General features: G+C 60.5%; 24 protein-coding genes and 1 riboswitch. Of the genes, 10 read left to right on the plus strand and 14 right to left on the minus strand.

Annotation, left to right across the window (positions count from 1 at the left end; translation table 11 throughout):
• Nucleotides 1-11 precede the first annotated feature (11 nt).
• Nucleotides 12-569, plus strand: coding sequence for a membrane integrity-associated transporter subunit PqiC (locus FXO12_RS13010; protein ID WP_057976877.1), 558 nt, complete (start codon nucleotides 12-14; stop codon nucleotides 567-569).
• 9 nt (nucleotides 570-578) lie between these two features.
• Here FXO12_RS13010 and FXO12_RS13015 read toward each other — a convergent pair whose 3' ends face one another.
• From FXO12_RS13015 to FXO12_RS13035, 5 genes are all read right to left on the minus strand, one after another.
• Nucleotides 579-3,308 carry a LuxR C-terminal-related transcriptional regulator gene (locus FXO12_RS13015; protein ID WP_057976876.1) on the minus strand — a complete coding sequence of 910 codons (2,730 nt, stop codon included), beginning with the start codon at nucleotides 3,306-3,308 and terminating at the stop codon, nucleotides 579-581.
• Nucleotides 3,309-3,619: 311 nt separating this feature from the next.
• Complete coding sequence (locus FXO12_RS13020; protein WP_034126328.1) at nucleotides 3,620-4,984, minus strand: DUF1329 domain-containing protein; 1,365 nt, start codon at nucleotides 4,982-4,984, stop codon at nucleotides 3,620-3,622.
• Between the two features lie 42 nt (nucleotides 4,985-5,026).
• A complete protein-coding gene (locus FXO12_RS13025; RefSeq protein WP_003188640.1) occupies nucleotides 5,027-6,886 on the minus strand; it encodes a DUF1302 domain-containing protein in 1,860 nt (619 codons plus the stop codon).
• Nucleotides 6,887-7,218: 332 nt separating this feature from the next.
• A complete protein-coding gene (locus FXO12_RS13030) occupies nucleotides 7,219-8,901 on the minus strand; it encodes a fatty acid--CoA ligase (RefSeq protein ID WP_057976872.1) in 1,683 nt (560 codons plus the stop codon).
• Between the two features lie 265 nt (nucleotides 8,902-9,166).
• The gene (locus FXO12_RS13035; RefSeq protein WP_014716957.1) at nucleotides 9,167-9,799 is read right to left on the minus strand and encodes a LysE family translocator; all 633 of its coding nucleotides are present in this window, start codon (nucleotides 9,797-9,799) and stop codon (nucleotides 9,167-9,169) included.
• Between the two features lie 84 nt (nucleotides 9,800-9,883).
• Here FXO12_RS13035 and FXO12_RS13040 point away from each other — a divergent pair, with 84 nt between their 5' ends.
• The 3 genes from FXO12_RS13040 (at nucleotide 9,884) to FXO12_RS13050 (ending at nucleotide 12,720) form a co-directional block, all read left to right on the plus strand.
• Complete coding sequence (locus tag FXO12_RS13040) at nucleotides 9,884-10,849, plus strand: 2-hydroxyacid dehydrogenase (protein WP_057976907.1); 966 nt, start codon at nucleotides 9,884-9,886, stop codon at nucleotides 10,847-10,849.
• Nucleotides 10,850-10,879: 30 nt separating this feature from the next.
• Entirely contained in the window at nucleotides 10,880-11,878 is a 999-nt protein-coding gene (locus FXO12_RS13045) for a class I SAM-dependent methyltransferase (RefSeq protein WP_034126326.1), read from the plus strand.
• A gap of 51 nt (nucleotides 11,879-11,929) precedes the next feature.
• Nucleotides 11,930-12,047, plus strand: a riboswitch (yybP-ykoY riboswitch).
• An 88-nt stretch (nucleotides 12,048-12,135) separates the two neighbouring features.
• The gene (locus tag FXO12_RS13050; RefSeq protein ID WP_054897011.1) at nucleotides 12,136-12,720 is read left to right on the plus strand and encodes a TMEM165/GDT1 family protein; all 585 of its coding nucleotides are present in this window, start codon (nucleotides 12,136-12,138) and stop codon (nucleotides 12,718-12,720) included.
• 141 nt (nucleotides 12,721-12,861) lie between these two features.
• On the opposite strand, the gene FXO12_RS13055 is transcribed toward FXO12_RS13050, so the two are convergent.
• From FXO12_RS13055 to FXO12_RS13070, 4 genes are all read right to left on the minus strand, one after another.
• Nucleotides 12,862-13,680, minus strand: coding sequence for a M48 family metallopeptidase (locus FXO12_RS13055; protein WP_014716953.1), 819 nt, complete (start codon nucleotides 13,678-13,680; stop codon nucleotides 12,862-12,864).
• 120 nt (nucleotides 13,681-13,800) lie between these two features.
• Nucleotides 13,801-14,421, minus strand: coding sequence for an SOS response-associated peptidase (locus FXO12_RS13060; protein WP_034126325.1), 621 nt, complete (start codon nucleotides 14,419-14,421; stop codon nucleotides 13,801-13,803).
• A gap of 36 nt (nucleotides 14,422-14,457) precedes the next feature.
• The gene (locus tag FXO12_RS13065) at nucleotides 14,458-14,718 is read right to left on the minus strand and encodes a putative signal transducing protein (protein ID WP_032893538.1); all 261 of its coding nucleotides are present in this window, start codon (nucleotides 14,716-14,718) and stop codon (nucleotides 14,458-14,460) included.
• Between the two features lie 32 nt (nucleotides 14,719-14,750).
• Nucleotides 14,751-14,933 carry a CPXCG motif-containing cysteine-rich protein gene (locus FXO12_RS13070; protein ID WP_034126324.1) on the minus strand — a complete coding sequence of 61 codons (183 nt, stop codon included), beginning with the start codon at nucleotides 14,931-14,933 and terminating at the stop codon, nucleotides 14,751-14,753.
• A 132-nt stretch (nucleotides 14,934-15,065) separates the two neighbouring features.
• Here FXO12_RS13070 and FXO12_RS13075 point away from each other — a divergent pair, with 132 nt between their 5' ends.
• On the plus strand, nucleotides 15,066-16,229 hold the full coding sequence (locus tag FXO12_RS13075; protein WP_169918829.1) for a 1-acyl-sn-glycerol-3-phosphate acyltransferase: 1,164 nt from the start codon (nucleotides 15,066-15,068) through the stop codon (nucleotides 16,227-16,229).
• Between the two features lie 165 nt (nucleotides 16,230-16,394).
• Here FXO12_RS13075 and FXO12_RS13080 read toward each other — a convergent pair whose 3' ends face one another.
• Nucleotides 16,395-16,652: a hypothetical protein gene (locus FXO12_RS13080; RefSeq protein ID WP_034126322.1), complete on the minus strand. Its 258-nt coding sequence runs from the start codon at nucleotides 16,650-16,652 to the stop codon at nucleotides 16,395-16,397.
• 182 nt (nucleotides 16,653-16,834) lie between these two features.
• On the opposite strand from FXO12_RS13080, the gene FXO12_RS13085 reads away from it, so the two are divergent.
• Complete coding sequence (locus FXO12_RS13085) at nucleotides 16,835-17,044, plus strand: hypothetical protein (RefSeq protein ID WP_003188620.1); 210 nt, start codon at nucleotides 16,835-16,837, stop codon at nucleotides 17,042-17,044.
• A 60-nt stretch (nucleotides 17,045-17,104) separates the two neighbouring features.
• Here FXO12_RS13085 and FXO12_RS13090 read toward each other — a convergent pair whose 3' ends face one another.
• Nucleotides 17,105-17,689, minus strand: a complete 585-nt coding sequence (locus tag FXO12_RS13090; RefSeq protein ID WP_034126321.1) for a YajG family lipoprotein — start codon at nucleotides 17,687-17,689, stop codon at nucleotides 17,105-17,107.
• 183 nt (nucleotides 17,690-17,872) lie between these two features.
• On the opposite strand from FXO12_RS13090, the gene FXO12_RS13095 reads away from it, so the two are divergent.
• Nucleotides 17,873-18,106, plus strand: coding sequence for a hypothetical protein (locus FXO12_RS13095; protein ID WP_057976869.1), 234 nt, complete (start codon nucleotides 17,873-17,875; stop codon nucleotides 18,104-18,106).
• 727 nt (nucleotides 18,107-18,833) lie between these two features.
• Entirely contained in the window at nucleotides 18,834-20,372 is a 1,539-nt protein-coding gene (mqo, locus tag FXO12_RS13105) for a malate dehydrogenase (quinone) (RefSeq protein WP_057976867.1), read from the plus strand.
• Between the two features lie 98 nt (nucleotides 20,373-20,470).
• Here mqo and FXO12_RS13110 read toward each other — a convergent pair whose 3' ends face one another.
• The 3 genes from FXO12_RS13110 to FXO12_RS13120 form a co-directional block, all read right to left on the minus strand.
• Nucleotides 20,471-20,758, minus strand: coding sequence for a PA4642 family protein (locus FXO12_RS13110; protein ID WP_003188614.1), 288 nt, complete (start codon nucleotides 20,756-20,758; stop codon nucleotides 20,471-20,473).
• Nucleotides 20,759-20,969: 211 nt separating this feature from the next.
• Nucleotides 20,970-21,437 (minus strand): WbuC family cupin fold metalloprotein, encoded by a 468-nt coding sequence (locus tag FXO12_RS13115; RefSeq protein ID WP_034126318.1) that lies wholly within the window; start codon nucleotides 21,435-21,437, stop codon nucleotides 20,970-20,972.
• Nucleotides 21,438-21,440: 3 nt separating this feature from the next.
• Nucleotides 21,441-21,998 carry a hypoxanthine-guanine phosphoribosyltransferase gene (locus FXO12_RS13120; protein ID WP_003188610.1) on the minus strand — a complete coding sequence of 186 codons (558 nt, stop codon included), beginning with the start codon at nucleotides 21,996-21,998 and terminating at the stop codon, nucleotides 21,441-21,443.
• Nucleotides 21,999-22,162: 164 nt separating this feature from the next.
• Between FXO12_RS13120 and upp the strand changes: the two genes are divergently transcribed.
• Together upp and FXO12_RS13130 are read left to right on the plus strand one after the other, a co-directional pair.
• Nucleotides 22,163-22,801, plus strand: a complete 639-nt coding sequence (gene upp / locus FXO12_RS13125) for a uracil phosphoribosyltransferase (protein ID WP_003188608.1) — start codon at nucleotides 22,163-22,165, stop codon at nucleotides 22,799-22,801.
• Between the two features lie 2 nt (nucleotides 22,802-22,803).
• Nucleotides 22,804-24,078 carry a uracil-xanthine permease family protein gene (locus tag FXO12_RS13130; RefSeq protein WP_003188606.1) on the plus strand — a complete coding sequence of 425 codons (1,275 nt, stop codon included), beginning with the start codon at nucleotides 22,804-22,806 and terminating at the stop codon, nucleotides 24,076-24,078.
• Nucleotides 24,079-24,167 lie beyond the last annotated feature (89 nt).

Here is a 24,167-nt window from a genome sequence, read left to right on the forward strand (position 1 = left end):
TTGGAGCCGCCATGACATTGCCGTTGAAGATCACGTTGCTGAGCACCCTGCTGCTGCTCGGTGCCTGCCGCAGTGAACCCATCGCTTTTCATACCCTGACCCCGGCGCACTTGAGCCCGAGTACGCGAGCAGAGGCCGGCGGTGTGCGCATTGAGAGCATCAGCGTGCCGCCTCAGGTCGACCGCGCGCAGATCGTGATCCGCCAGGGCGACAGCGGCCTGGCGATTCTTGAAACCCAGTGGTGGGCCGCCACCCTCGCCGATGAACTGAGGAGCGCCTTGGTGGATCAATTAGCCAACAGCAATGCCCGGCAAGCCGTGGCTTTGCGCGTAGACGTGCAGCGGTTTGACTCGGTACCGGGGCAGTACGCATTGCTCGATGTGCGCTGGCGCGTGAGGCAAGTCAATGGCGATCGCCCGGCCTTGACCTGCCGCACCACCTTGCAATCACCTGCCGGGCCGAGCATCGACGAGTTGGTGGTGGCGCATCAGAACAACCTCAAGCGTTTCGCGGCGCTGATCAATCAGACCGTCGACACCTCACTCAAAGGCTGCCCGACCACGCCATAAACCCAGGGCTCAGGCCAACAACCCCATGGCCTTGGCCCGCGCCACCGCCTGGGTACGACGCTCCACGCCGAGCTTGCTGTTGATATGGCTGGCGTGGGTCTTCACCGTGTGCAGGGAGATGAACAGCTGGTTGCTGATTTCCTGGTTTGAACAGCCTTGGGCAATCAGTTGCAGCACCGCCAGCTCTCGAGTGCTGAGGGTTTCCTGTTGAGGTGTGGCTTCAACTGCGCTGGCTTGGGGCAGCAACTCCAGCAAGCTCTGATTGAGCAGCCCATGGGAATCCTTGCCCAACTGATCGCGTATCCACTGCGGATAACCCTCCAACAACCGTTGAAACGGCTGCAACGCACCGCCCGAACCGGCTTCCAGGGCACGGGCGAATACCGGCCGGGCCTTGGCTTCCAGGCCATTATCCAGAAGTAACTGCACCTGCTGGACCAGCGCCATCAGGGCAATCATCTGGCGCCCACTGTCATGGGCATGTTGGGCCAACGCTTCCAGGCGTTGCAGCGCGCTGTCGGGCTGATGGCGCGTGGCATCGAGCGCAGCTTGTTGCAGCTCGATATGTTGCGGCAGGTGCGGATGAAACTCGGGGGCCGCCGCGGCGTGCTCGCCGTTGTAGGTCTGCCCCAGGCGGGCCAGCCAGGCGTCGGCCAGGTCAGTGCGCCCCTGGGCCAGCCACAACTCGCATTTGATCAGGGTGATCATCGCCAGGTAATAGATCGGCGGCACATCCCAGATGTGCATCAAGCGCTCGGCCTCGGCCAGTTCGGCAAAAGCATTGGCAAACTCCCTACGCCGCCCTTCGAAGCTGGCGATGACGCAGTGCCCGATCAGCACGCTGATATCGCGGCAGGCACGGGCCTCGGCCAGGCCGGCGCGCAAACGCGCCAGGCCGGCCTCGGGCTGGTAACGCACCAGCAGCAGGTAGCCTTCGTACAGCGACAGGCGCGCGCGCACGGCATATAGGCGTTGGGAGGCGAGCCCATGCAAGCGCTCCAGGCCCTGACGGACTTCATCCAGGGAACGCAGGATCTCCCCCCGCGCCTGCAGTACCCGGGCCCGGTCGTAATGGGCCAAGGCTTCAAACAAGGGGTTACCGACGCGCTGCGCCAGTTCCAACGATTCGCGGTTCAGGCCACGGGCGCGCCACAGGTCGGCATCGACGATCGCCAGGTTGGACAGGGTCGAAAGGCACATCAGGCGCTGGCCGTAACGCTTTTGCGGCAGGCTTTCCAACGCCTCTTGGCAATAGCGCTGGGTCAGCTCACGGTCCCCACGCCCACGGGCAATAATCCCGCTCAGCGCCAACCACTGGGCCAACATGGATTTTTGCGCGGTGGCCGACGGGGCAGGCAGGAAGCGGCTGAGGTAACTGGACAGCTCCTGTGCCGCATCCAATTGGCACGCCAGCCCCAACGCCCAGCTATACAGCACGATCAAACGTGGCGTGCTGATCAGCAGGCTGTCGGGCAAATCCATCTTCCAACGCAACAGCATGCCCACATTCTGCTCTGCCAGCAGTTGCTCTTCGGACAGGTTCTGCACCAGGTTCGCCGCCACATCCAGATGCCCGGCCCGCAGCGCCTGCTCCACCGCCTCGTCGATCAAGCCCTGGGCGTTAAACCAGCGACAGGCGCGCAAGTGCAAACTGGCCGGCGGCAAGGTGGCGCTTTTCTCGCGGCGGGTGCGCAGCAGGTCGGAGAACAAGTGGTGGTAGCGGTACCAATGGCCCTGCTCATCCAACGGCACCAGGAACACTTGATGAGCCTGCAAATAGCGCAGGATTTCTGCGCTGTCATGGGCCTCGCGGACGGCGTCGCATAGTTCGCTGCAAAAGCGCTCCTGAGGTGCGGTGTCGTACAGGAACGCTTGCACCTCCGCAGGCAGGCAGTCGATGACTTCTTCGAGCAGGTAATCGCGAATCAGACCCTCGCCACCGTGCAGGCTTTGCGGCAAGGCGCTCTCACTGCCGGCTTCGGAGGCCGCCAACAGCCAAAAGCGCAGGCCGGCGACCCAGCCCTCGCTACGGCGAATCAGGTTTTCCAACGCCTCGCCGCGCAATGCATTGCCGTGTCCATCCAGCACCGCCAGGGACTCGTCATGGGTCAGGCGCAGGTCTTGCTCATGCAGTTCCAACAGGTGCCGCGACAGGCGCAGGCGTGCCAAGTGCCAGTCCGGACGCTGCCGGCTGGTGACCAGCACCACTAGGCCATCAGGCAAATGATTGAGAAAAAACTGCAGGCAGCGATCCAGCACCGGGCCTTGGGCCAGGTGATAGTCATCCAGCACCAGCAATAACGGCGAACGTGCAGACAGGTGCACTGCCAGTTCGTCGAGCAGGCCATCGAGCCATTCTTCGAAGGCAAAGGGTTGGTGACGCTGGCGCATTTTCAGCAACCCCAGGGATTGGGCGCCGAGTTGCGGGAAATACTGTTGCAAGCCGTCGAGCAGCCGCTCCAGGAAACGGCCGGGGTCGCTGTCCCGAGGGCTCAGGCCCAACCACAGGCTTTGCCACTGGGCAGGCAAGCCCTGGCAGAACTCCACCGCCAACGAACTCTTGCCAAACCCCGCGGGCGCGCTGACCAGCAACAGTCGCCCATCAAGGCCCGCATTCAGCCGTTCGCACAGGCGCGGGCGCAGCACGTAGCCGTCAGGCAGTGGGGGCCGGTAGAAGCGGCCTTCCAGGGTCGGCATCACCACACTGGCAGGCCCATGGGTTCGGGACAGATCAGTCATCGCCGGGCTCTTGTAGAAGGCTGTTGTCGGCATTGCAGATGTCCGCAGACTAGCGGTAAAAGCGGCGGGATTGTAGATCTTTGCAACAAATGACTGAAAAAGAACTGCGACAAGAAATATCCCGTCCAGCCTCCTGGAAAGAAGTAGGAGCGAGCTTGCTCGCGAAGCGCTCAAAAACAACGCGCCCATCCAGGAATGATCGTTCCCACGCTCTGCGTAGGAATACAGACTTCGACGCTGCGCGTCGACTTTTGAGGCGTGACGCAGAGCGTCACGGGAAGCGCTCCCACGCAGAGCGTGGGAGCGATCAGTTAGCGAACGCCGTCCTGGCGCAGGGCCGCTGGGGTGAAGTCGCTGGTGCTGGCGGTGAAGCCGAAGTCATAGGCCTGCTTCTCTTCGTTCTTCATGCCCAGGGCCAGGTAGCGGCCGGACTGCAGGTCGTAGAGGGTTTCCAAGGCGTACCACGGCACTTGCTTGTCGTAGTAGTTCTCGGCATGGGCTTCGGCAACGCGCCACAGTTGGCCGCGACCGTCGTAGTGGTCGATCACCGCTGCTTGCCAGGTGTCTTCGTCGATGTAGAAGTCACGCTTGGCGTAGATGTGGCGCTGGCCTTCCTTCAAGGTGGCGACCACGTGCCAGACCCGGCGCAGCTCGTAGCGAGCCAGGTCCTGGTTGATGTGGCCAGCCTTGATGATGTCGGCGTACTTGAGCTTGGGATCGTCGACCTTGTAGCTGTTGGAGGCGATGTACATCTCTTTCTTGCCTTCCAGCTTCCAGTCGTAGCGGTCCGGCGCACCGTTGTACATGTCGAGGTTATCGGAGGTGCGCAGGCCATCGGCGGCAGTACCCGGCCCGTCATAGGACACTTGCGGCGCCCGACGCACACGGCGCTGCCCGGCGTTGTAGACCCAGGCCGAACGCGGCTCTTTGACCTGGTCCAGGGTTTCGTGCACCAGCAGTACACCACCGGCCAGGCGCGCTGGCGCAGTCACTTGCTGCTTGAAGTAGAACAGCACGTTGCCTGGGTTTTTCGGATCGAAGTCCTTCATCTTGTCGCGGAACACGAACTGGTCGCGGAAGTACACCAGGCTATAGGAACCGTTGGTTTGCGGGGTGGCCTGGGTAACCAGGCGGGTCACGCTGCCGCCGCGATAACGGGTGATGTGGTTCCAGATAACCTCGACGCCGCTCTTGGGAATCGGGAACGGGACGGCGGTTTCGAAGTTTTCCAGGCCGTTGCCGCCGGACACCAGGTTGGTGGTGGTGGCGTTTTTCTTGATCGAGGCAAACACCTCGGCCGGCACGGTGGCGCCGCGATGGGTCGGGTACACCGGCATCTTGAAGCTGTCCGGGTAACGCTTGAACATTGCGTATTGCCCGGGGGCCAGCTTGTCTTTGTACTGCTCGACGTTCTGCGCGGTGATGGTGAACTGCGGTTGCTCGCTGGCATACGGGTTGGCGAGGAAACCACGGGCGTCCACCGCGCCGGCATTGGTCGGCAATGGCGACCATTTAGGAATGGTGCCGGCCGCGTTACCGGCCATCTCGGCGCCCATCGGGGTCAGGGTCGTGCCGAGCTTGGCGGCTTCATCTGCCGAGACTGCCGCCATGACGTTACTCGCCAGGATCGACAGCCCAAGCACACCCACGTGCAACAGACTTTTTGTTATTTTCATGCTCTGGTCTTCCTGAATACATGCCACTTGAAAAGAGTGTGCTTAGAAGTTGGCGCCGAAGCTCAAGGCGACAAAGTCGCGGTCATCCACGGTGCTGAACTTGCCACCAAAGAAGTTGGTGTACGCCAGGCTCGCGGTGTAGGTGTTCTGGTATTCGGCATCCAGGCCCAGGCTGACCGCCTTGCGACCTTCTTCAAAGTTGCCGCCAGGGCCTGGCGAGTAACCTTTGACGTCGTGGGACCAGGCCACGTTGGGCTTGAGGTTCACGCCTGCGAACACGTCCGGGTATTCCCAGATGGCACGGGCGCGGTAGCCCCATGACGTTGCGGTGGTATAGCCGTCGTTATTGCAATTGGTGTTCAGGCCAGCAGCGTTGGGCAAGCCGGCGCCGTTGGCGGTGGAGTTGTTGAGGGCGTTGCAGAACCCACCTGGCAGCGTGCCTGGGCCGAACACCGGATCGCGGCCGTAACGAGCCTGGGATTTGCTTTCCAGGCCACCCACGTGGGTCACGCCGATTTCACCGACGGTGGTGAGGCGGCTGGCGCCCATGACCTGGTCGAAGAAGTGCGTGAAAGTGGTCTGGAACTGGGTGACTTCCTTGCGGTTGTAGCCGTGCAGGTCCTGGCCTGGCGTGCCCTTGAGCACGGACGCATTGCCAAAGCCGGGGATCGGCGTGACGCCGGCGAACAGAATGTCAGTGGTGCTCAACTGCACCGGCGCATTCGGACGGTAGCTCAACTCACCGCTCCAGGCGGTGCCGGTAGGCAAGGTGGTGGAGAAGCTCAGGCCGTAGAGGCGAATATCTTCCGGGTACTCGACGAAGTAGTTCGAGCTACCCGCCACGATCAACGGCCGCAAGGCCCCCAGTGGCCCCAGCGGACGCGTGTAGGCCGCCGATGGCGCGCCCTGCGCACTGAAGATCGGCGCACGGCTGTGGTAGTTCATGAAGTAGGCGCCGAATTCGGTATCCAGCGGTTCGAAGTTGTAGCGCATGGCCACGCCAAACTGGCCGCTGTCGCGGGCATCACGGTCCGGCCCACGGCGCACCAGCACGCCTTCGCTGTTCACGTCCACCCCCAAGGCACCCAGGGTCGGCAGGGCGGCGGCAGGAATGGTCGAACGCTTGTTCAGTACCCGCAGGTTATTGCTGCAACCATCGGAGATCACGTCCGGCTGCGAGAAGAACGTGCCGCAGTTATCGGTCACGGTCTGGTCCCATTCCAGCTGGTAAAACGCCTCGGCCGACAGGTTGTCGGTGAGCGACTGGGACACGTAGAACATGTTCACCGGGATCAAGCCTTCCTTGATCTCGGCCCCCGGACGGCGAAACGCCGACACGTCGATCGGGTTGATGGAGTTGATGCCGCCGCCGATGAAGGTACTTTCGCCCCAGCTCACGACCTGCTTACCAAAACGCACGGAACCCGGCGCATCGGCAATCGAGTAGTTGTGGTAGACGAATGCATCGAGAATCTGCCCGCCCGAAGACTTGGCACCTTCCTTGCGGTTGTTGTCGCTGATGTCCTTGAACGGACGGCTTTCGTCCTTGAGTTCGAAGTCGTACCAGTACTTGCCCCGCACAAACACACCGGTGTCGCCGTACTTCAGTTCCAGGTCGTGGATGCCCTTGAAGATCTTCGAGAACGTTTCGCCGCGCTTGAAGTTCAAGTGCCCGTCATCGGAGGTCTGGGACAGGCCCTTGCCGCCGTTGTTGGCACCGATCAGGTCACGATTGGGCTTGGCCGTGGACCAGCTCGCCCCCACGGAAAGCGACGAGTCAAAGCTCCCTTCGATTTCACCAATGTTGAAACTGACGCCGAATGCCGGCCCGGCGAGCGTAGAAGCGAGGCTGACGGCCAGGGGCAGTCTTGCCCGGCGCCAGAACTGGTTTACTGAGGTCATCGACGCTACTCCATGTGCATATTTTATTGTTATGGCAGTGAGCCCTTTCTTCAGATGTAACGGCCGGGATACAACGATTCCAATGCCGCATCGCCACCGAGCCTCCATGGCTCGAAGCGCAACATCCGCGAAAAACTCTGAAAGGGACTATAGCCAGAGGGGGGTAGTGCTTGATCCCTCTAAAGTGTGATTTGCATCACCAACCTGTCTGCCACAACCCTTTCGCCACGCCGACGAAGGTCGACGCGGGAAGGATGGCTGAAATTCGGCAAATCACAAGTAAAGGCTTGATATAGAGCATTGCCGCGCCCGAACGGGCGCGGCGAGAGGGTTTAAAGCGTGGACAGGAACGTGCTGTTGTTGGCCTGCCATTCGATGATGTCGACACGGATACGTTTCTTGTCGAGCTTGCCGACACTGGTCTTGGGAATTTCAGTAACAACGGCGATCTGGCTCGGGATCGCCCACTTGCTCAAATGGCCCAGTTCGACAAAAGGCTTGAGGTGTTCCTTGAGCTCTCGCGCATCGATCACATGCCCTTCACGCACCACCAACAAGGCGAAGGGGCGCTCGCCCCATTGCGGATCGGCAATGCCTACCACCGCCACTTCCCGTACGGCGGGGTGACGGCTGACCAGGTCTTCGAGGGCCAGGGAGGAGATCCATTCGCCGCCGGTCTTGATCACATCCTTGATGCGGTCACGAATATCAATCACGCCAAAGGCATCCAGCGTAGCCACATCACCGGTGTGCAACCAGCCACCGGACCATAGCTCGGCGCCCTTGTGCGGCTCGTTGTAGTAACCCTCAGTCAGCCACGGCGCGCGCAGCACCAGTTCGCCCTGGGTTTCGCCATCGGCGGGCAGGAAACGACCGTCGGTGTCCATGATTGCCGCTTCGACCAACGGCCCCGGCACACCGGCCTTGATGCGGTAGGTGGTGCGCTCATCTTCGCTGCCGGCCATCAGCTCATCATTGAGGTGAGCACAGGATACCAGCGGCCCGGTCTCGGACATGCCGTACGCGGCGGTTAGTTGAATGCCTCGGGCCTTGGCGGCTTCGTACAGCGAACGGTTCAGGGCGCTGCCGCCGATGACGATTTTCCAACCGCCGAAATCCACGTTCTGCGCAGCCTTGGCGTTGAGCACCATTTGCAGAATGGTCGGCACACAGTGGGAGAACGTCACCTTCTCCTTGCGCCACAGTTCCACCAGGTATTCCGGGTCGTAGCGGCCGGGGTACACCTGTTTCAGCCCGAGCATGGTCGCCACATACGGCAAGCCCCAGGCGTGTACGTGGAACATCGGCGTGATCGGCATGTACACGTCGTTGGTGCCCAGCAGCCGCACGCTGTCGACGCTGCCCATGATGGTCGCCACGCCGATGGTGTGCAGCACCAGTTGCCGATGGGTGAAGTACACACCCTTGGGGTTACCGGTGGTGCCGGTGGTATAGAAAGTGGTGGCGACCGAGTTTTCGTCGAAATCTTCGAAGTCATAGGTGGGGCTGGCGGCGGCCAGCAGGGTTTCGTACTCACCTATCAGGTTGGGTAGCTCGGCGGTGTGGGTGTCACCATCGGTAATCAATAAGGTCTTGTCGACGGTAGTGAGCTGCCCGGCAATCGCCTGGTAGAGCCCCACGAACTCACTGTTGACCAGCACAAAGCGGTCTTCGGCGTGGTTCATGGTGTACAGAATCTGTTCTGGCGACAGGCGCACATTGATAGTGTGAATCACCGCGCCGATCATCGGGATGGCGAACATACACTCCAGGTAACGGTGGCTGTCCCAGTCCATCACCGCCACCGTGTCACCGGCCTTGACCCCGGCTTCGGTCAGCACATTGGCCAGGCGAGCGACGCGCTCGATCAGCGTCGGGTAGCTATAGCGCAGCTTGTCGCGATAGATAATTTCCCGGGTTTTCTCGTAGCGAGTCCCGGACATCAACAGGCGCTTGATCAACAGCGGGTATTGGTACGCACCTTCGGCGGGCGGGATAACACGGGTCTGCAACATAAGAATCCCTTTAATGACTGCACGGTCTTGGCTTGAAGACCTGCACTGTAGAGCGCTTATGTTTCAGCCAAATCAGCCAAAGGAATGATTTGCAGGGGCCAGTAAATGCTAGCGTTACGCCATTACCGAGGACCTAATGAGACCCAATGTGGGAGCGGGCTTGTTCGCGAATGCGGAGTGTCAGCCGGTATATCTTTGACTGAAGCACCGCATTCGCGAGCAAGCCCGCTCCCACATCTGGATTGTGCTCACTTGAGAAAAATGATTATTTCATGCTGGTAAAGGCCAGTTTCACCCCGATGGCAATCAACACCGCGCCCATGGTCCGATCAAACCAATGACCCATCTTTGCAAACCCGGCGCGCACGCGCTGCTGGCTGAACAACATGGCCACTAGGCAAAACCACAACGCAGTCGCCACCGCCAGGTACACCCCATAACCGGCCTGCACTGCCAGCGGCGTGTGCGGGTTGATCACTACGGTGAACAGCGACAGAAAGAACAGCGTGGCCTTGGGGTTCAAGCCATTGGTCACAAAACCTGCGGTAAACGCGCCGCGTGGGGTGCGCTCGCCCGCTTCACGGTGCAACTCGCCCTCGGCCGCAGGCTTGGCCGGCTGGGCGCGCAGGGCCTTGAAGCCAATGTAAAGCAGGTACGCGGCTGCGGCCCACTTCAACGCATTGAACAACACAATGGACTGGGACACGATCAAGCCGATACCCAGCAACGAGTAACCCACATGCAGGAAAATCGCCGAACCGACGCCCAAGGCCGTCCATGTGCCAGCACGGCGGCCGTGGGTCACGCTTTCACGCACCACCACGGCGAAATCCGGGCCGGGGCTCGCCACTGCCAACAAGTGAATCAAGGCTACGGTCAAAAACTCGGCGACGTACATGCTCACTCCATTAAGTAACTGATTATTTCATCTGATAGGCTCGGCAGATTACGCCTTCGAACCTCGTCGCAAAAGGTACAGTTGATCATGAACAATCGCCGCGCCGTCTTCCTCGACCACCCTTCCCTGGACTTGGGCGACCTCGACCTCAGCGGTTTGCATGACTGCTTCAGCCAGTTGCAGTTGTTTGAACAGACCACGCCAGAAAATGTGCGGGAGCGCTTGCAGGGCGCCCAAGTCGCCATCAGCAACAAAATCCCGCTCACAGCCCAAACCCTGGCGGCCTGCCCCGAGCTCAAGCTGATCCTGGTGTCGGCCACCGGCACCAACAATATCGACCTTGAAGCGGCCCGCGCCCAGGGGATTACCGTGAGCAACTGCCAGGGTTACGGCACGCCGTCGGTGGCGCAACATACGATCATGCTGTTGCTCAACCTCGCCACGCGCTTGAAGGATTACCAACAGGATGTGGCCGCTGGCAAATGGCAGCATGCCAAACAGTTTTGCCTGCTGGACCATCCGATCGTCGAACTGGAAGGCAAAACCCTCGGCCTGCTCGGCCATGGTGAATTGGGCAGTGCCGTGGCACGCCTGGCCGAAGCGTTCGGCATGCGCGTGATGCTCGGCGCGATACCTGGGCGCCCTGCCCGCGCCGACCGTGTGCCGCTGGGCGAATTGCTGACCCAGGTCGATGCGCTGACCCTGCATTGCCCACTCAATGAACACACCCGCGACTTTATCGGCGCCCGTGAACTGGCCTTGCTCAAGCCCGGCGCATTTGTGGTCAATACTGCGCGCGGTGGTTTGATCAATGAACAGGCCCTGGCCGACGCGCTGCGAAGTGGTCACCTTGGCGGCGCGGCGACTGATGTGCTGAGTGTCGAGCCGCCAGTCAATGGCAACCCGCTGCTGGCGGGAGACATTCCACGCTTGATCGTCACGCCCCACAACGCCTGGGGCAGTCGCGAAGCACGGCAGCGTATCGTTGGCCAGCTCACGGAAAACGCCCAGGGCTTTTTCAACGGCGCCCCGCTGCGCGTCGTCAGTTGATAAACTGCGCCCCTTTTCAAGGAGCAGACTATGGATCCGCGCAGTGAAGTACTGCTTCGACAGGCCGAACTTTTTCAAGGCAACCTGCTGCTCGTAGGTTTGCCTGCCGACGATTTGCTTGGGCGCCTGCCCAATGCCCACGGCTGGTGCTGGCATGCCGGTGACCAGGCGGCGCTCGATGCGCGCTTCGCCGAACGCAGCCAGTTTGGCGTGACAGTGCCCGAGCGCGCCTTTGATGCGGCGGTGATTTTCCTGCCCAAGTCCAAAGACCTCACCGACTACCTGCTCAACGCCGTGGCCGCGCGCCTGCCTGGCGCCGAGCTGTTTCTGGTGGGCGAGAAAAAGGGGGGGATCGAAAGTGCCGCCAAGCAGATGGTTCCGTTCGGCAAACCGCGCAAGCTCGATAGCGCACGGCATTGCCAACTATGGCAGGTCACTGTCGCTAACGCGCCGCAAGCCGTGGAGCTTGAGAGCCTGGCGCAGGTCTTCGACGTACCCCTGGCCGAAGGTCCGCTGAAGGTGGTGAGCTTGCCAGGGGTGTTCAGCCATGGTCGCCTGGACCGCGGCACCGAGTTGTTGCTGGAGCACTTGGACAAGCTGCCCAGCGGCAACCTGCTCGATTTCGGTTGCGGCGCTGGCGTACTGGGGGCTGCGGTCAAACGCCGCTACCCGCATAACACCGTGACGATGCTGGATGTGGATGCCTTCGCCGCTGCCAGCAGTCGCCTGACGCTGGCAGCGAACGGCCTGGAAGCCGACGTGTTGACCGGCGACGGAATCGACGCGGCGCCCATGGGTTTGAACGCGATTTTGAGCAACCCACCGTTCCATGTCGGCGTGCACACCGATTATTTCGCCACGGAGAACCTGCTGCGAAAAGCAGCGAAACACCTGGCAAAAGGTGGCGAACTTCGCCTGGTTGCCAATAGCTTCCTGAAGTACCAGCCACTGATCGAAGAACATTTGGGCATCTGCGCAATCAAGGCCGAAGGCAATGGTTTTCGCATTTACCGCGCCAAGCGCCCCTGACGGACGTTTGAAAAAGAACGCTTGCCGAATGGGTTTTGCCTAGGCAGAATCCGCAGCGTCCTAGGGGAGTAGTCTCCCACGAGCCATGCTCGTCCGGCATACGTCAACATACTTGGTCAGCAGACCATGGCGTATGCGACCCAGGAGTCCGCACAGACGGACCGGGGTTTGACAAGACCTATGACACGCACACCTTACCCGGGGCGGGAAGGCTGTACGTGTCATAGCCGTGTCGACCCGCCCCTGGAAACTACCTGATGCTGGATTCACTACTCGTTCCTACCGCAATCGTTGCGTTGGCCGAAATCGGCGACAAGACGCAACTGCTCGCACTCATCCTTGCTGCTCGCTTTCGCAAGCCCTGGCCAATCATCGCCGGCATCGTCGCCGCGACCCTGGCCAACCATGCGGCGGCCGGTGCCGTGGGCGCCTGGTTCGGGAGTTTCTTCTCGGATGCGGTGCTGCACTGGATCCTCGCCGCGAGCTTCTGCGCCACGGCGCTGTGGACCCTGGTGCCGGACAAACTCGATGATGACGAAGCCAGTACCACCCGTAAGTTCGGGCCCTTCCTGACCACCTTGATTGCGTTCTTCCTCGCCGAAATCGGTGACAAAACCCAGATCGCCACGGTGATGCTGGCGGCGCAATACCCGGAACTGTGGCTGGTGATTATCGGTACCACCCTGGGCATGTTGATTGCCAACGTGCCGGTGGTGCTGGCGGGGAATTTTGCCGCGGAGAAACTGCCGCTGACCTTGATTCGTCGCTTGGCGGCTACGGCGTTCTTCGTGCTGGCGATTATTGCAGTGTACAAGGCCATGCAGAGCAGCGGCTGGATCTAAGGCAAACACGGAAGATGGTTTGCCCTGATGCTTGTAGGAGCGAGCTTGCTCGCGAAAAACTCACCGGCGCCGCGTTTATTCAGGCAACACGCGTTATCGTTGACGTTTTTCGCGAGCGAGCTCGCTCCTACACGGCGTCGATCAGGACTTCTTGGCCTGCTGGTAGAGCGGCATCACCTTCGGAATCGCCGCCTGCAAGGACGCGATGCGGCTGTCCGAAGCCGGGTGCGTGCTCATGAATTCCGGCGGTGCGCCTTCCGAAGCCTTGGCCATCTTGTTCCACAACGTGATGGCCGCGTTCGGGTTGTAGCCAGCGCGGGCGGCCAGCTCCAGGCCGATCAGGTCGGCTTCGTTTTCGTTGCTGCGGCTGTTGGGCAAGGTCATGCCGTAGTTGGCGACGGTATCGGCCAGTGCCAGGCTGTCCTGGCCGAGACCGAATATTGCCCCGGCGCCCTGCTTGGCCATCTGGATACCGTAGGCCTTGGACATCGCTTCGCGGCCGTGTTCACGCAGGGCGTGGGCGATTTCATGACCCATCACGGCAGCCAGCTCGTCATCGGTGAGCTTGAGGTTGTCGATCAAGCCGCTGTACACCAGGATCTTGCCGCCAGGCCCGCAGTTGGCGTTCATCTCATCGCTTTTGATCAGGTTCACGTCCCAGTTCCACTGGGCCGCATCCGCGCGGAAAGTCGGAGCCTGGGCGATCAGGCGCTTGGCAATGGCCTGCACGCGCTTGGCGTTGGCGCTGGTCTTGTCCAGCACCCCTTTGCTGCTGGCTTCACCCAGGGTCTGCTGATAAGACTGGGCATACATCTGGTCGACTTCCTGACTCGACAGCATGCTGAACATGTACTGCTTGCGCTCTACCCCAACGGCGCCGCCGCTGGTGGTATTGACCGACTGGCAACCCGCCAGCAGCATTGCTGCAACCAAACCACTTACCACCAATGACTTCTTCATGAACACGCTCCCTGAAAACATGGCGCGTATCGTAGGCGGTCATTTGTATCTGCGCCAGATACCCTGGACGTTTAACCGCTGAATTTAAGATACATCCGAACGCGGCTCGACGGACAAAGCTCATGCCGGGGTCAGGCACTCCGGCCCATTGAGCTTCGGATCGTTGACCATATTGGCCAGCACCCGCTCGCGCAGCACGGCAGGCTCAGCCGCCAGCAGGCCCTGCAGCACCTGCAGCGGAGTCTCGGGGTCGAGCCAGGCGGCCTGCCCTGCCGCGTCCAGGATCAATGGCCGCCGCTGACTTTGCGCCGCCTGGGTAACCACCGCCGTGCTCAGCCACACCTGCTCCTGCACCGGATACGCTTCCCACACTGCGGCAAAGAACAACGTGGAGCCCTCCCCCGGCGTGAGCCAGTACGGGCGCTTGCGCTGGGTGCCGCGCCACTCATAAAAGCCATTGGCGGGCAGCAGGCAACGGCGCAAGCGGAAGGCTTCACGAAACATCGGTTGTTCGGCCAGGGTTTCTGCGCGAGCGTGGGCCGGGGTGCGCGACAGGTCTGTCAGCCAGGGCGGTGTGAGGCCCCAACGGGCACGCGCCAGGGTGAGTTGGCCCTCGCTCAGGCGCTGGATCAGCACCGAATCATTCGGGGAGATGTTCCACTGGGCCTGCTGGTCGGCGGGGAAGCCGGGCAAGGCAGCAAAGGCAGGGTTCCAGCGAAACAGGGCATAACGTCCACACATGGGGCAACACGACTCTTGGGTAAACCGACCGACAGCCTAACAGACCAACACGTCAGGGAAGCTGTCGGGTTCGTCGCCGGGCAAGGGTTGGGCGCCGATATAGGCGGTGATCAGTTCGCGGGCGCAGGCGGCCTGGTCGTTGTCGACCTCCAGCCCCAGCAAGCCGAATATCGGCAACTCGCCCGTGCCGCCGAGCAAATGGCGCCCCACCAGGTGCGCCTCGATACCTTCACTGGCAAGCATCTGCTGCAACAACTCGCCCTCCATCAGATTTTCCGGTTCGTAGATTCGCTGCATGGGCGTACCTTTTTATTCGTTCTCGCTGCGCATTATTCATTTTCGCTGCGGGTTTCAAGCATCCACTCTTCACCATGAACTTGCAGGTCGAACGTGATCGGCCGGCAACACACTTGGCAGTCTTCTATATAGGTCTGGTCCCCGCCAGACAAATCCACCGTCGTCTCGACCGCTTCGCCACAATAAGGACAATCGTACAGCGCAGTTTCGAGCATCGCAGTCTCCTAGGTGACTTGTGCGTATAATCGCCGGTCTATTTACAGGGCTATTCTTGGCCGGCCCCTTATTCGGACCGCACCCTGACATTTCCTTTTACTTACCCTAGCCGTTTCTAACAAGAGAGCATGATGGGCGAATTCGATACCATCCGACCTTACAACGACAGCGAAGTCCCGGCAGTGCTGGCGCGCCTGTTCAGTGACAAGGCCTTTCTGGACATCCTGACCCACTTCCGCTTCCCGCGCTTTGCAGGCGCCCTGGGCTGGCTGCTCAAGCCAATGATTGCGCGCAAACTGCGCCGCGAGTTCGCTGGCGTCACCACCGTGGCCACGCTGCAGGACAAGGTCGAGTACTACGTTGACCACACCATTGACCGGGCGACCGACGGCGTGACCTATACCGGCGTCGAGCAACTGAAATCCGGCACCGCCTATCTGTTTCTGGCCAACCACCGCGACATCGTGATGGACCCGGCCTTCGTCAACTACGCCGTGTACCACGCCGGCCTGCCGACGCCGCGCATCGCCATCGGCGACAACCTGCTGCAAAAGCCGTTTGTCAGCGACCTGATGCGCCTGAACAAGAGCTTCATCGTGCACCGTTCGATTACCGGGCGAAAGGAGAAGATGGCGGCCTACAACCTGCTGTCGGCCTACATCAACCATTCGATCCGCAACGACTGCCAGTCGATCTGGATTGCCCAGGCTGAAGGCCGGGCCAAGGATGGCGATGACCGTACCGAATCGGCGATCCTCAAGATGTTCCACGTCAGCCGCAAGGACGAGCCATTTGCCGAGGTCATCCAGTCGTTGAACCTGACGCCGGTGTCCATCAGCTACGAGTACGACCCCTGCGATGCCGCCAAGGCCCGCGAGCTGTATATCCGCGCCACCACCGGCACCTACACCAAGGCACCGGGAGAGGATGATGTGAGCATTGCCTTGGGCATTACCGGCTATAAAGGCCGGGTGCACGTGAACTTTGCGCCGCCGATCACCGAGCGTTTTGAAGACACCAAGCTGCTGGCCGCGGAAATGGACCGGCAGATCCTCGGTGGCTACCGCTTGTTTCCGGTGCACTACCTGGCGTACGCGCAGTGGAGTGATGCCGACCCGCAATTGCAGGTGCCCAAGGCGGCGGACGTGTTCCCGGCCGATGAGCTGGCCAAGGCCAAGGCGGAATGGGAGCGGCGCTTGAACGAGTGCCCGGCGGAGCATCGGCCTTATCTGGTGGTGCAGTATGCGACGCCGGTACGCAACCAATACCGAGTCAAGGCCGGTATCCCCCTGTAATAGTGAGCCCACAGGGGATATGTGGCAGGCGCTGACTCTGCGGGCAGTACATGGCCAGTGTGGGAGCTGGCTTGCCTGCGATAGCGTTGGTTCAGTTAAAGATTCAGTGGCTGATACACCGCCTTCGCGGGCAAGCCCGCTCCCACATTTGGTTTCGCAGTGGAATTACAAGCGGGTGCTGAGCCAGGAGATGGCCAGGGCCAAGCCAAGGCAGGCGAACCCGACGCGGTACGCCAGGCGATGCGCCCGTTCGGTGCGTGTATCCAGAAACAGCATCGGTTGGTCGATAGCGCGCTCTTCGCTGCGCAGGGCCAGGTCAGCTATCGCACGCTGTGCATGCAGACGGGTGATGAACAACACCCAGGCGCCCGAGCAGGCAACCAAGAGGGCAACAATATTGATGAGCAGTGCGGGCAGCGCCATCGCAAACCTCGGTAAATCAGTCTTCGGGTATCAGTCCAGGTACACACCTGAACGACAGTCGCCTCCTGCGCATTTAATGCTCCTTCCCCATTGACGGCTAATGTATCCAGTAATTTACGCCGTCACCTGAACGTCACCTTAACAAGCCACTCTGTTGCCCTTCGACGCTTGAGGAGCTTGTCATGTTGCATGCGCAAAACCAGGATCGGCTGTATTTGATCGCCCAGAGCGAGGAACAGGAGGCGCTGATCGGCAGTCTCGCGTTCAACGTTCAGGACCGCCATTGGCTGGTGTATTGCGCCCTCGGCGGGCACCAGCATGCCGATCTGCCGGAGCTGGATCTGCTCACCGGTGTGAGCATGCTGGACTTTTATGTCGATACGGCCGCATGACAAAAACCACGGGCACAAAAAAACCGGGCTCAGCGATGAGCCCGGTTTTTTGTGAGCGGCTTATTGCGCGCTGAGCAGTTGACCGATGCTTGGGTCCTTGAACAGGCGGGTCAAGGCATCACTGAGCACGTCGCTGACCAGCTTGGTGTTGGTTTCCTGGTTGGGCGACATGCCGAACCGCTGGTTGAGCGAGGCTGCGTAGCGGCCACTGTAGCGGCGGGTACCGGCACTGACGTCAGACTTGAAGGTAGCGCCGATGGAAGCCTCGGTCACATACAGGCCGTCTTTGGGCGACTGGTATTTCAGCTCGGCCAGGGTCACGGTCAGTTGCGGCACGCCTGGCGAGTTGGTCGGCGTAAAGCCCAGCAAACGCACAGCGGCTTCAGCCTGGGCCTGCAACTTGGGCAGCACATCCTGGCCGTTCACCGAAATCAGTGCGGTCTCAGGATACAGGCCGCCACGCGAACCCAGGGTTGGCGACGGGCGACCGTCAACCACGCGTACCGAAACCGGCTGGCCGTGGCCTACCGCCGCCAACTGCGCGGTGACTTTAGGTTGCGGGCTGAGTTGTTGCGGGCTGTTGGCGCAGCCGACAAGGGTCAAACTGGTCACAGTGATCAAACCGAACAACAGGCGTTGCAACATACGCATTTCTCCAGGACTAGGTGCAGACAGGACGCCAGTATAACGGTGCACGCGCACCACTCACCAGCGATCCTGAACGGCGGCTGAAGCCCCTGCGCAAATTACAAATTCGCATAAATTCGTCACCCCAGTGTCATGCCACACTGGCAACCTTCAAGCATGTAACACACTAGGTACACAGCCATGCGCCTTCTCAAGACCCTGTTCATGTCCCACGCTCGTCATCGCCACTTTGCCCTGCTTGATGCCCACGGACATTGCCTGGCCTTCAAGCAGTGCAGCCTGCCGCCCGTCGGTGAAGGCTGGGTGGAAGTGACCGAGACTCACCTGGGCTGGATGCACCGCCCACTGCCGGCCAGCGCCCGGGTCAACCCAAAGGTTTTTCGCCCACGACACCGGCAAGCGTTGGCCTCCTGACCAGGCCCCTAATAAAAGTCATAAAACACGCCCATTTCACTGACGTTCTTCGCTACAATCTCCCCCCGATTATAAGGACGTCTCCTGATCGGGCCTCGCAGCATCGTTAATGCCCAGGCATTAGCCCCAAAATCGCCCACAGAGAGCCGCCCACACAGATCGAGTGAAGCTGGCGTGCTTGCTGTTTCCTTTGCAAACCACCCCGTCTTTTATCGAATCTGCCAGAGCTGCCATTGCGCTCGGCCACTTGAGTTGTTTGCCCGTTTTGCCGCGTGTCGGCAGAGGTTTACGGGCCAGGTGCCAGGCTGGGGCAGCCCTTTTTTGAGGTTCACGTCTTCAAAAGAGCGTGAAAAAACGGGTTTTCACAACTTCACAAGAGTGTGGCGAGCAAATGAATAGTTTGGCGTTTGTACAAGCACCATCAGCGTCTGGGTCAGCCCAATTACACAGGATCGAGCCTTCCTCAAAAACCGGAGCTTGAGCCTGTCCGCTACGGATTGGTTGCACGAATCGCACGCTTTGACCATAAGTCGAATTGCCACAGGCGCCCATGAATGCGTTCATAGGCAGATTAGCCCGGCAGGAAGCGTGTGCTGAAGTTGCAAAGAATTGCGAATCGGACATGGCGATCCTGGCCATGGGTAACCTGGGGCAACACGTGAACCGCCCCATCACTCCTGGCAGCCATGCCGTCAATTTGGTGCTGCAGATTTTGGAGACGCGTTAAATGGCGCATAACGAAGCAGTCGACGTAGTACTGGTAGGGGCCGGCATCATGAGTGCCACCCTGGCCGTACTGCTCAAAGAGCTCGACCCCGGCCTCACGCTGGAAGTCGTTGAGCTGATGGATTCGGGTGCCGCGGAGAGTTCCAACCCGTGGAACAACGCCGGTACCGGCCACGCCGGGCTGTGTGAGCTGAACTACACGCCGGAGGCCGCCGATGGCTCCATCGACATCAAGAAAGCCGTGCACATCAACACCCAGTTCGAGGTGTCGAAGCAGTTCTGGGCTTACCTGACCAAGAAGGGCACCTTTGGCTCGTCCAGGTCGTTCATCAGCCCGGTGCCCCACCTGAGCTTCGTGCAGGGCGACAAAGGCGTGTCCTTCCTCAAGAAGCGCTTTGAGACCCTCAGCCAGCACCACGCGTTTTCGGACATGCACTACACCGAAGACCGCAGCGAAATGGCCGAGTGGATGCCGCTGATGATGCCGGGCCGCCCGCTCGATGAAAAAATCGCCGCCACCCGTGTGATGAACGGCACAGACGTCAACTTTGGCGCCCTGACCAATCAGTTGCTCAGCCACCTGACCAGCTCGCCGGACGCCCAGGTCAAGTACTGCAAACGCGTGACCGGCCTCAAGCGCAACGGCGCGGGCTGGACCGTGAGTATCAAGGACGTGAACAGCGGTAACAGCCGCGACGTCGATGCCAAGTTCGTATTCCTCGGCGCTGGCGGTGCGGCGCTGCCGTTGCTGCAGGCCTCGGGCATCGAAGAGAGCAAAGGCTTCGGCGGCTTCCCGGTGAGCGGCCAGTGGCTGCGTTGCGACAACCCGGAAGTGGTCAAGCAGCACCAGGCCAAGGTCTACAGCCAGGCTGCCGTGGGCTCGCCGCCGATGTCCGTGCCGCACCTGGACACCCGCGTGGTGGATGGCAAGAAATCCCTGCTGTTCGGGCCATACGCCGGTTTCACCACCAAGTTCCTCAAACACGGCTCGTTCCTTGACCTGCCGATGTCGATTCGCGCCGGCAACATCGGCCCGATGCTGGCCGTGGCCCGCGACAACATGGACCTGACCAAGTACCTGGTCAGCGAAGTGCGCCAGTCCATGGAACAGCGCCTGGAATCCCTGCGTCGCTTCTACCCCGAGGCGAAAGCCGAAGACTGGCGCCTGGAAGTGGCCGGCCAGCGCGTGCAAATAATCAAGAAAGATCCGAAGAAAGGCGGCGTGCTGCAGTTCGGCACCGAACTGGTTGCTGCCAAGGACGGTTCGCTTGCGGCGCTGCTGGGCGCGTCTCCTGGTGCTTCGGTCACCGTCTCGATCATGCTGGAGCTGATCGAGCGCTGCTTCCCGCATAAAGCCGCCGGTGAATGGGCCACCAAGCTGCACGAGATCTTCCCGGCGCGCGAGAAAGTGCTGGAGACGGACGCCGAGCTGTATCGCAAGATCAACACGCAGAACAACATCAGCCTGGAGCTGGTGGAACCTGTAGGAGCGAGCTCGCTCGCGAAAAACGTCAACGATAACGCGGCGCAAGTGGATTAAGGCGCCGCTCTCAGGTTCTTCGCGAGCAAGCTCGCTCCTACCGTTAAAAGCAAAACGCCCCGGACTCTGAAGCCGGGGCGTTTTTTTTGTTCGGACGATCAGCCGCGGGCGTTGTCGATCAGTTCGATGTACTCGGCGGCGTTGCGCTGGTCCTTGATCAGGTCGACGAAGGTCTGGCCATGCTCGTCCTTGCCGTCCAGGTCCAGGCCTGCTTCTTTGAAAAAGCCCAGGAAACGCTCGAAGTCGTCGATACGCAGGCCGCGATAGGCCTTGATCAGTTTGTGCAGGGACGGCGACGTCGCATCGACCGGCTCGAAGTCCAGGAACAACTTGATCTGGTCGTCACCGATTTCGTCGCCAATCACCTGTTTCTTATCTTTACGCATTACCGACTCCAGCCTGCAGACATTTACACGGGGTTTGAAGTCTACCTGCGCGACGCCGGATGTGGGAGGGGGCTCGCCCTAATACCTGTAGGAGCGAGCTTGCTCGCGAAAAGCTCAAAGGCGCCGCGTTTATTCAGGAAGCACGCGTTATCGTTGACGTTTTTCGCGAGCAAGCTCGCTCCTACAGACGCCCACATTTGGATGTCAGTGTTCAGTCGAACTGAGCAAGCATCCAGCGCTGGTAGTCAGCCACACCTGCATCACCTTCTCGCGGTGCCCAATCAGCCAGTTCGCCCTCACCCACCGGTCGATAAGGCCCGGCCTTGCATTCGAACATCACCGTGTCAGGCTCCAGCACCACCAGGCCATGAAACACTCCCGGTGGCAGATCGACGCCTGCGCACTCGCCACCCGCCTGCATCACGCGTTTGGCGATCACTTCACCCGCATCGGTGAATATCAGCAGACCGAGGCGCCCCTGAAGCACCAGCAAAGTCTCGGCCTTGTCGGCGCTCAGGTGCCGATGAGGCGGCACATAGGTACTCGGCTGCAGCGCCACCGCGAGGCGATGACACGGCTCCTCCATCTGGTGGAAATTATGGTGGTATCGGCCACGGGGGCTATCGCCCGCTTTCTCGGCCAACTCTGCAAATAAGGTCTGATCAAGAAAGCGGGCCATCGATTACATCCCTTTAACGGCGTAGATGCCATTGGCGTTACGCCAGTAGCCCTTGTAGTCCATGCCATACCCGAAGATATAACGGTCAACGCACGGCAATCCGACGAAATCGGCTTTGAGCTCAGGACGAGCCTTGCGGTCGTGGTCTTTGTCGATCAGTACGGCGGTGTGCACTTTGCGTGCGCCGGCATGTTTGCAGAAGTCGATGATCGCACCCAGGGTGTGACCCTCATCGAGAATGTCATCGATGATCAGCACATCACGGTCGATGAAAGACACTTCCGGCTTGGCCTTCCAGAACAAGTCGCCGCCACTGGTTTCATTGCGATAGCGGGTGGCATGCAGGTAAGAGGCTTCCAATGGGAACTGCAGGTGAGTCAGCAATTTGCCGGCGAAGATCAGGCCACCGTTCATCACGCAGAAGACCACCGGGTTGGTGTCGGCCATTTCGCGAGTAATGTGCGCGCCGACCTTGGCGATCGCTGCTTCGACTTGCGCTTCGGTGTACAGGCAGTCAGCCTCGTGCATGATTTGACGGATATGCTCGAGATCAGCAGACATGGCGCTCTCCAAGGGGGTGCTGTGGCAAGAAAAGCGGGCGAAGGTACGCTTCTCGTGCGCTCCAATCAAGCCTTTATGGACTAACGTACTTGATGTCTATAGGACAACACCCTCGGATAGATTAATCTAGGCCGGTTTTTTTGCCCGCCGCCGGAGCCTTTCCTATGCCCACTCGCGAGATCCGCCACCCGCTGATCCGACACAAACTCGGCCTTATGCGCCGTGCCGACATTAGCACGAAGAACTTCCGTGAGCTTGCTCAGGAAGTCGGAGCGTTGCTCACTTACGAAGCCACCAAGGATTTGCCCCTGGAAACCTACGAGATCCCCGGTTGGGCCGGTCCCGTACAAGTGGAGAAAATCGCCGGTAAGAAAATTACCGTGGTACCGATCCTGCGCGCCGGTATCGGCATGCTTGAAGGTGTGCTCAGCCTGATTCCGGGCGCCAAGGTCAGCGCCGTGGGCGTGGCCCGCAATGAAGAAACGCTGCAGGCCCACACCTACCTGGAAAAACTCGTCCCGGAAATCAACGAGCGCCTGGCCATGATCATCGACCCGATGCTCGCCACCGGCAGTTCCATGGTAGCCACCATCGACCTGCTGAAAAAAGCCGGTTGCCGGGACATCCGTGCCATGGTGCTGGTGGCCGCGCCCGAAGGCATCGCCGCCGTCGAGAAGGCCCATCCGGATGTACAGATCTACACCGCATCCATCGATGAGCGCCTGAATGAACACGGCTACATCATCCCGGGCCTGGGCGATGCCGGTGACAAGATCTTCGGCACCAAGCAGAAGGACGCGTGAACATGCAGGATGAATTCAACGACCCGCTTTGGCGCCAGATCCTGTCTGGCGCACAAATGCTCTTCGTAGCATTTGGCGCGTTGGTGTTGATGCCGCTGATCACAGGTCTTGATCCAAACGTCGCGCTGTTTACCGCAGGCCTTGGCACGTTGCTATTCCAGGTGGTGACAGGGCGGCAGGTGCCGGTATTTTTGGCATCGAGCTTCGCGTTCATCACCCCGATCATTCTCGCCAAGGGCCAGTTCGGCCTCGCAGCGACCATGGGCGGGGTGATGGCAGCAGGTTTCGTCTATACGTTCCTGGGCTTGGCCGTGAAGGTCAAGGGCACCGGTTTTATCGACCGGCTGCTGCCGCCCGTGGTGATCGGCCCGGTGATCATCTCGATCGGCCTGGCCATGGCGCCGATTGCCGCCAACATGGCCATGGGCAAGTCCGGCGACGGTGCAGAGCTGATCCACTACCAGACGGCGATGCTGATTTCGATGCCAGCGCTGCTCACCACCTTGATCGTGGCGGTGTTCGGCAAGGGCATTTTCCGCCTGGTGCCGATCATTTCCGGCGTGCTGGTGGGTTTTGCCATGTCGTTCTACTTTGGTGTGGTCGACACGGCGAAAATCGCCGCTGCGCCGTGGTTCGCCCTGCCCCACTTCACCGCGCCGGAGTTCAACTGGCAGGCCATCCTGTTTATCGTCCCGGTAGCACTGGCCCCGGCGATCGAGCATATCGGTGGTGTGATTGCGGTAGGCAGCGTGACCGGCCGCGATTACCTGAAAAAGCCTGGCCTGCATCGCACGCTGCTGGGTGACGGTATCGCCACCACGGCTGCCGGCATGTTTGGCGGCCCGCCAAACACCACCTACGCCGAAGTGACCGGCGCCGTGATGCTGACCAAGAACTACAACCCGAAAATCATGACCTGGGCGGCAGTGTTTGCCATCAGCCTGGCATTCATCGGCAAGTTCGGCGCGCTGCTGCAGAGCATCCCGGTGCCGGTGATGGGCGGGATTCTGTGCCTGCTGTTCGGCTCGATTGCCGCGGTGGGGATGAACACGCTGATTCGCCACAAGATCGACCTGGGCGAGGCGCGCAACCTGGTGATTGTGTCGGTAACGCTGGTGTTCGGGATTGGCGGTGTGCTGGTCGGTACCGGCACCGGCCCGGATGATTTCGGCCTCAAGGGCATCGCCCTGTGTGCGGTGGTGGCGATTGGTTTGAATTTGTTGCTGCCGGGCAATGATGGCTGGAAGAACAAGAAGCCGGATGAGCCGCTGCTGTAACTGACTAAACGCAAATCAGTGTGGGAGCTGGCTTGCCTGCGATGACGGTGTATCAAACGACAGATAGGTCGACTGTTACACCGTCATCG

Source organism: Pseudomonas sp. J380 (assembly GCF_009827115.1).
Classification (GTDB): domain Bacteria; phylum Pseudomonadota; class Gammaproteobacteria; order Pseudomonadales; family Pseudomonadaceae; genus Aquipseudomonas; species Aquipseudomonas paracarnis.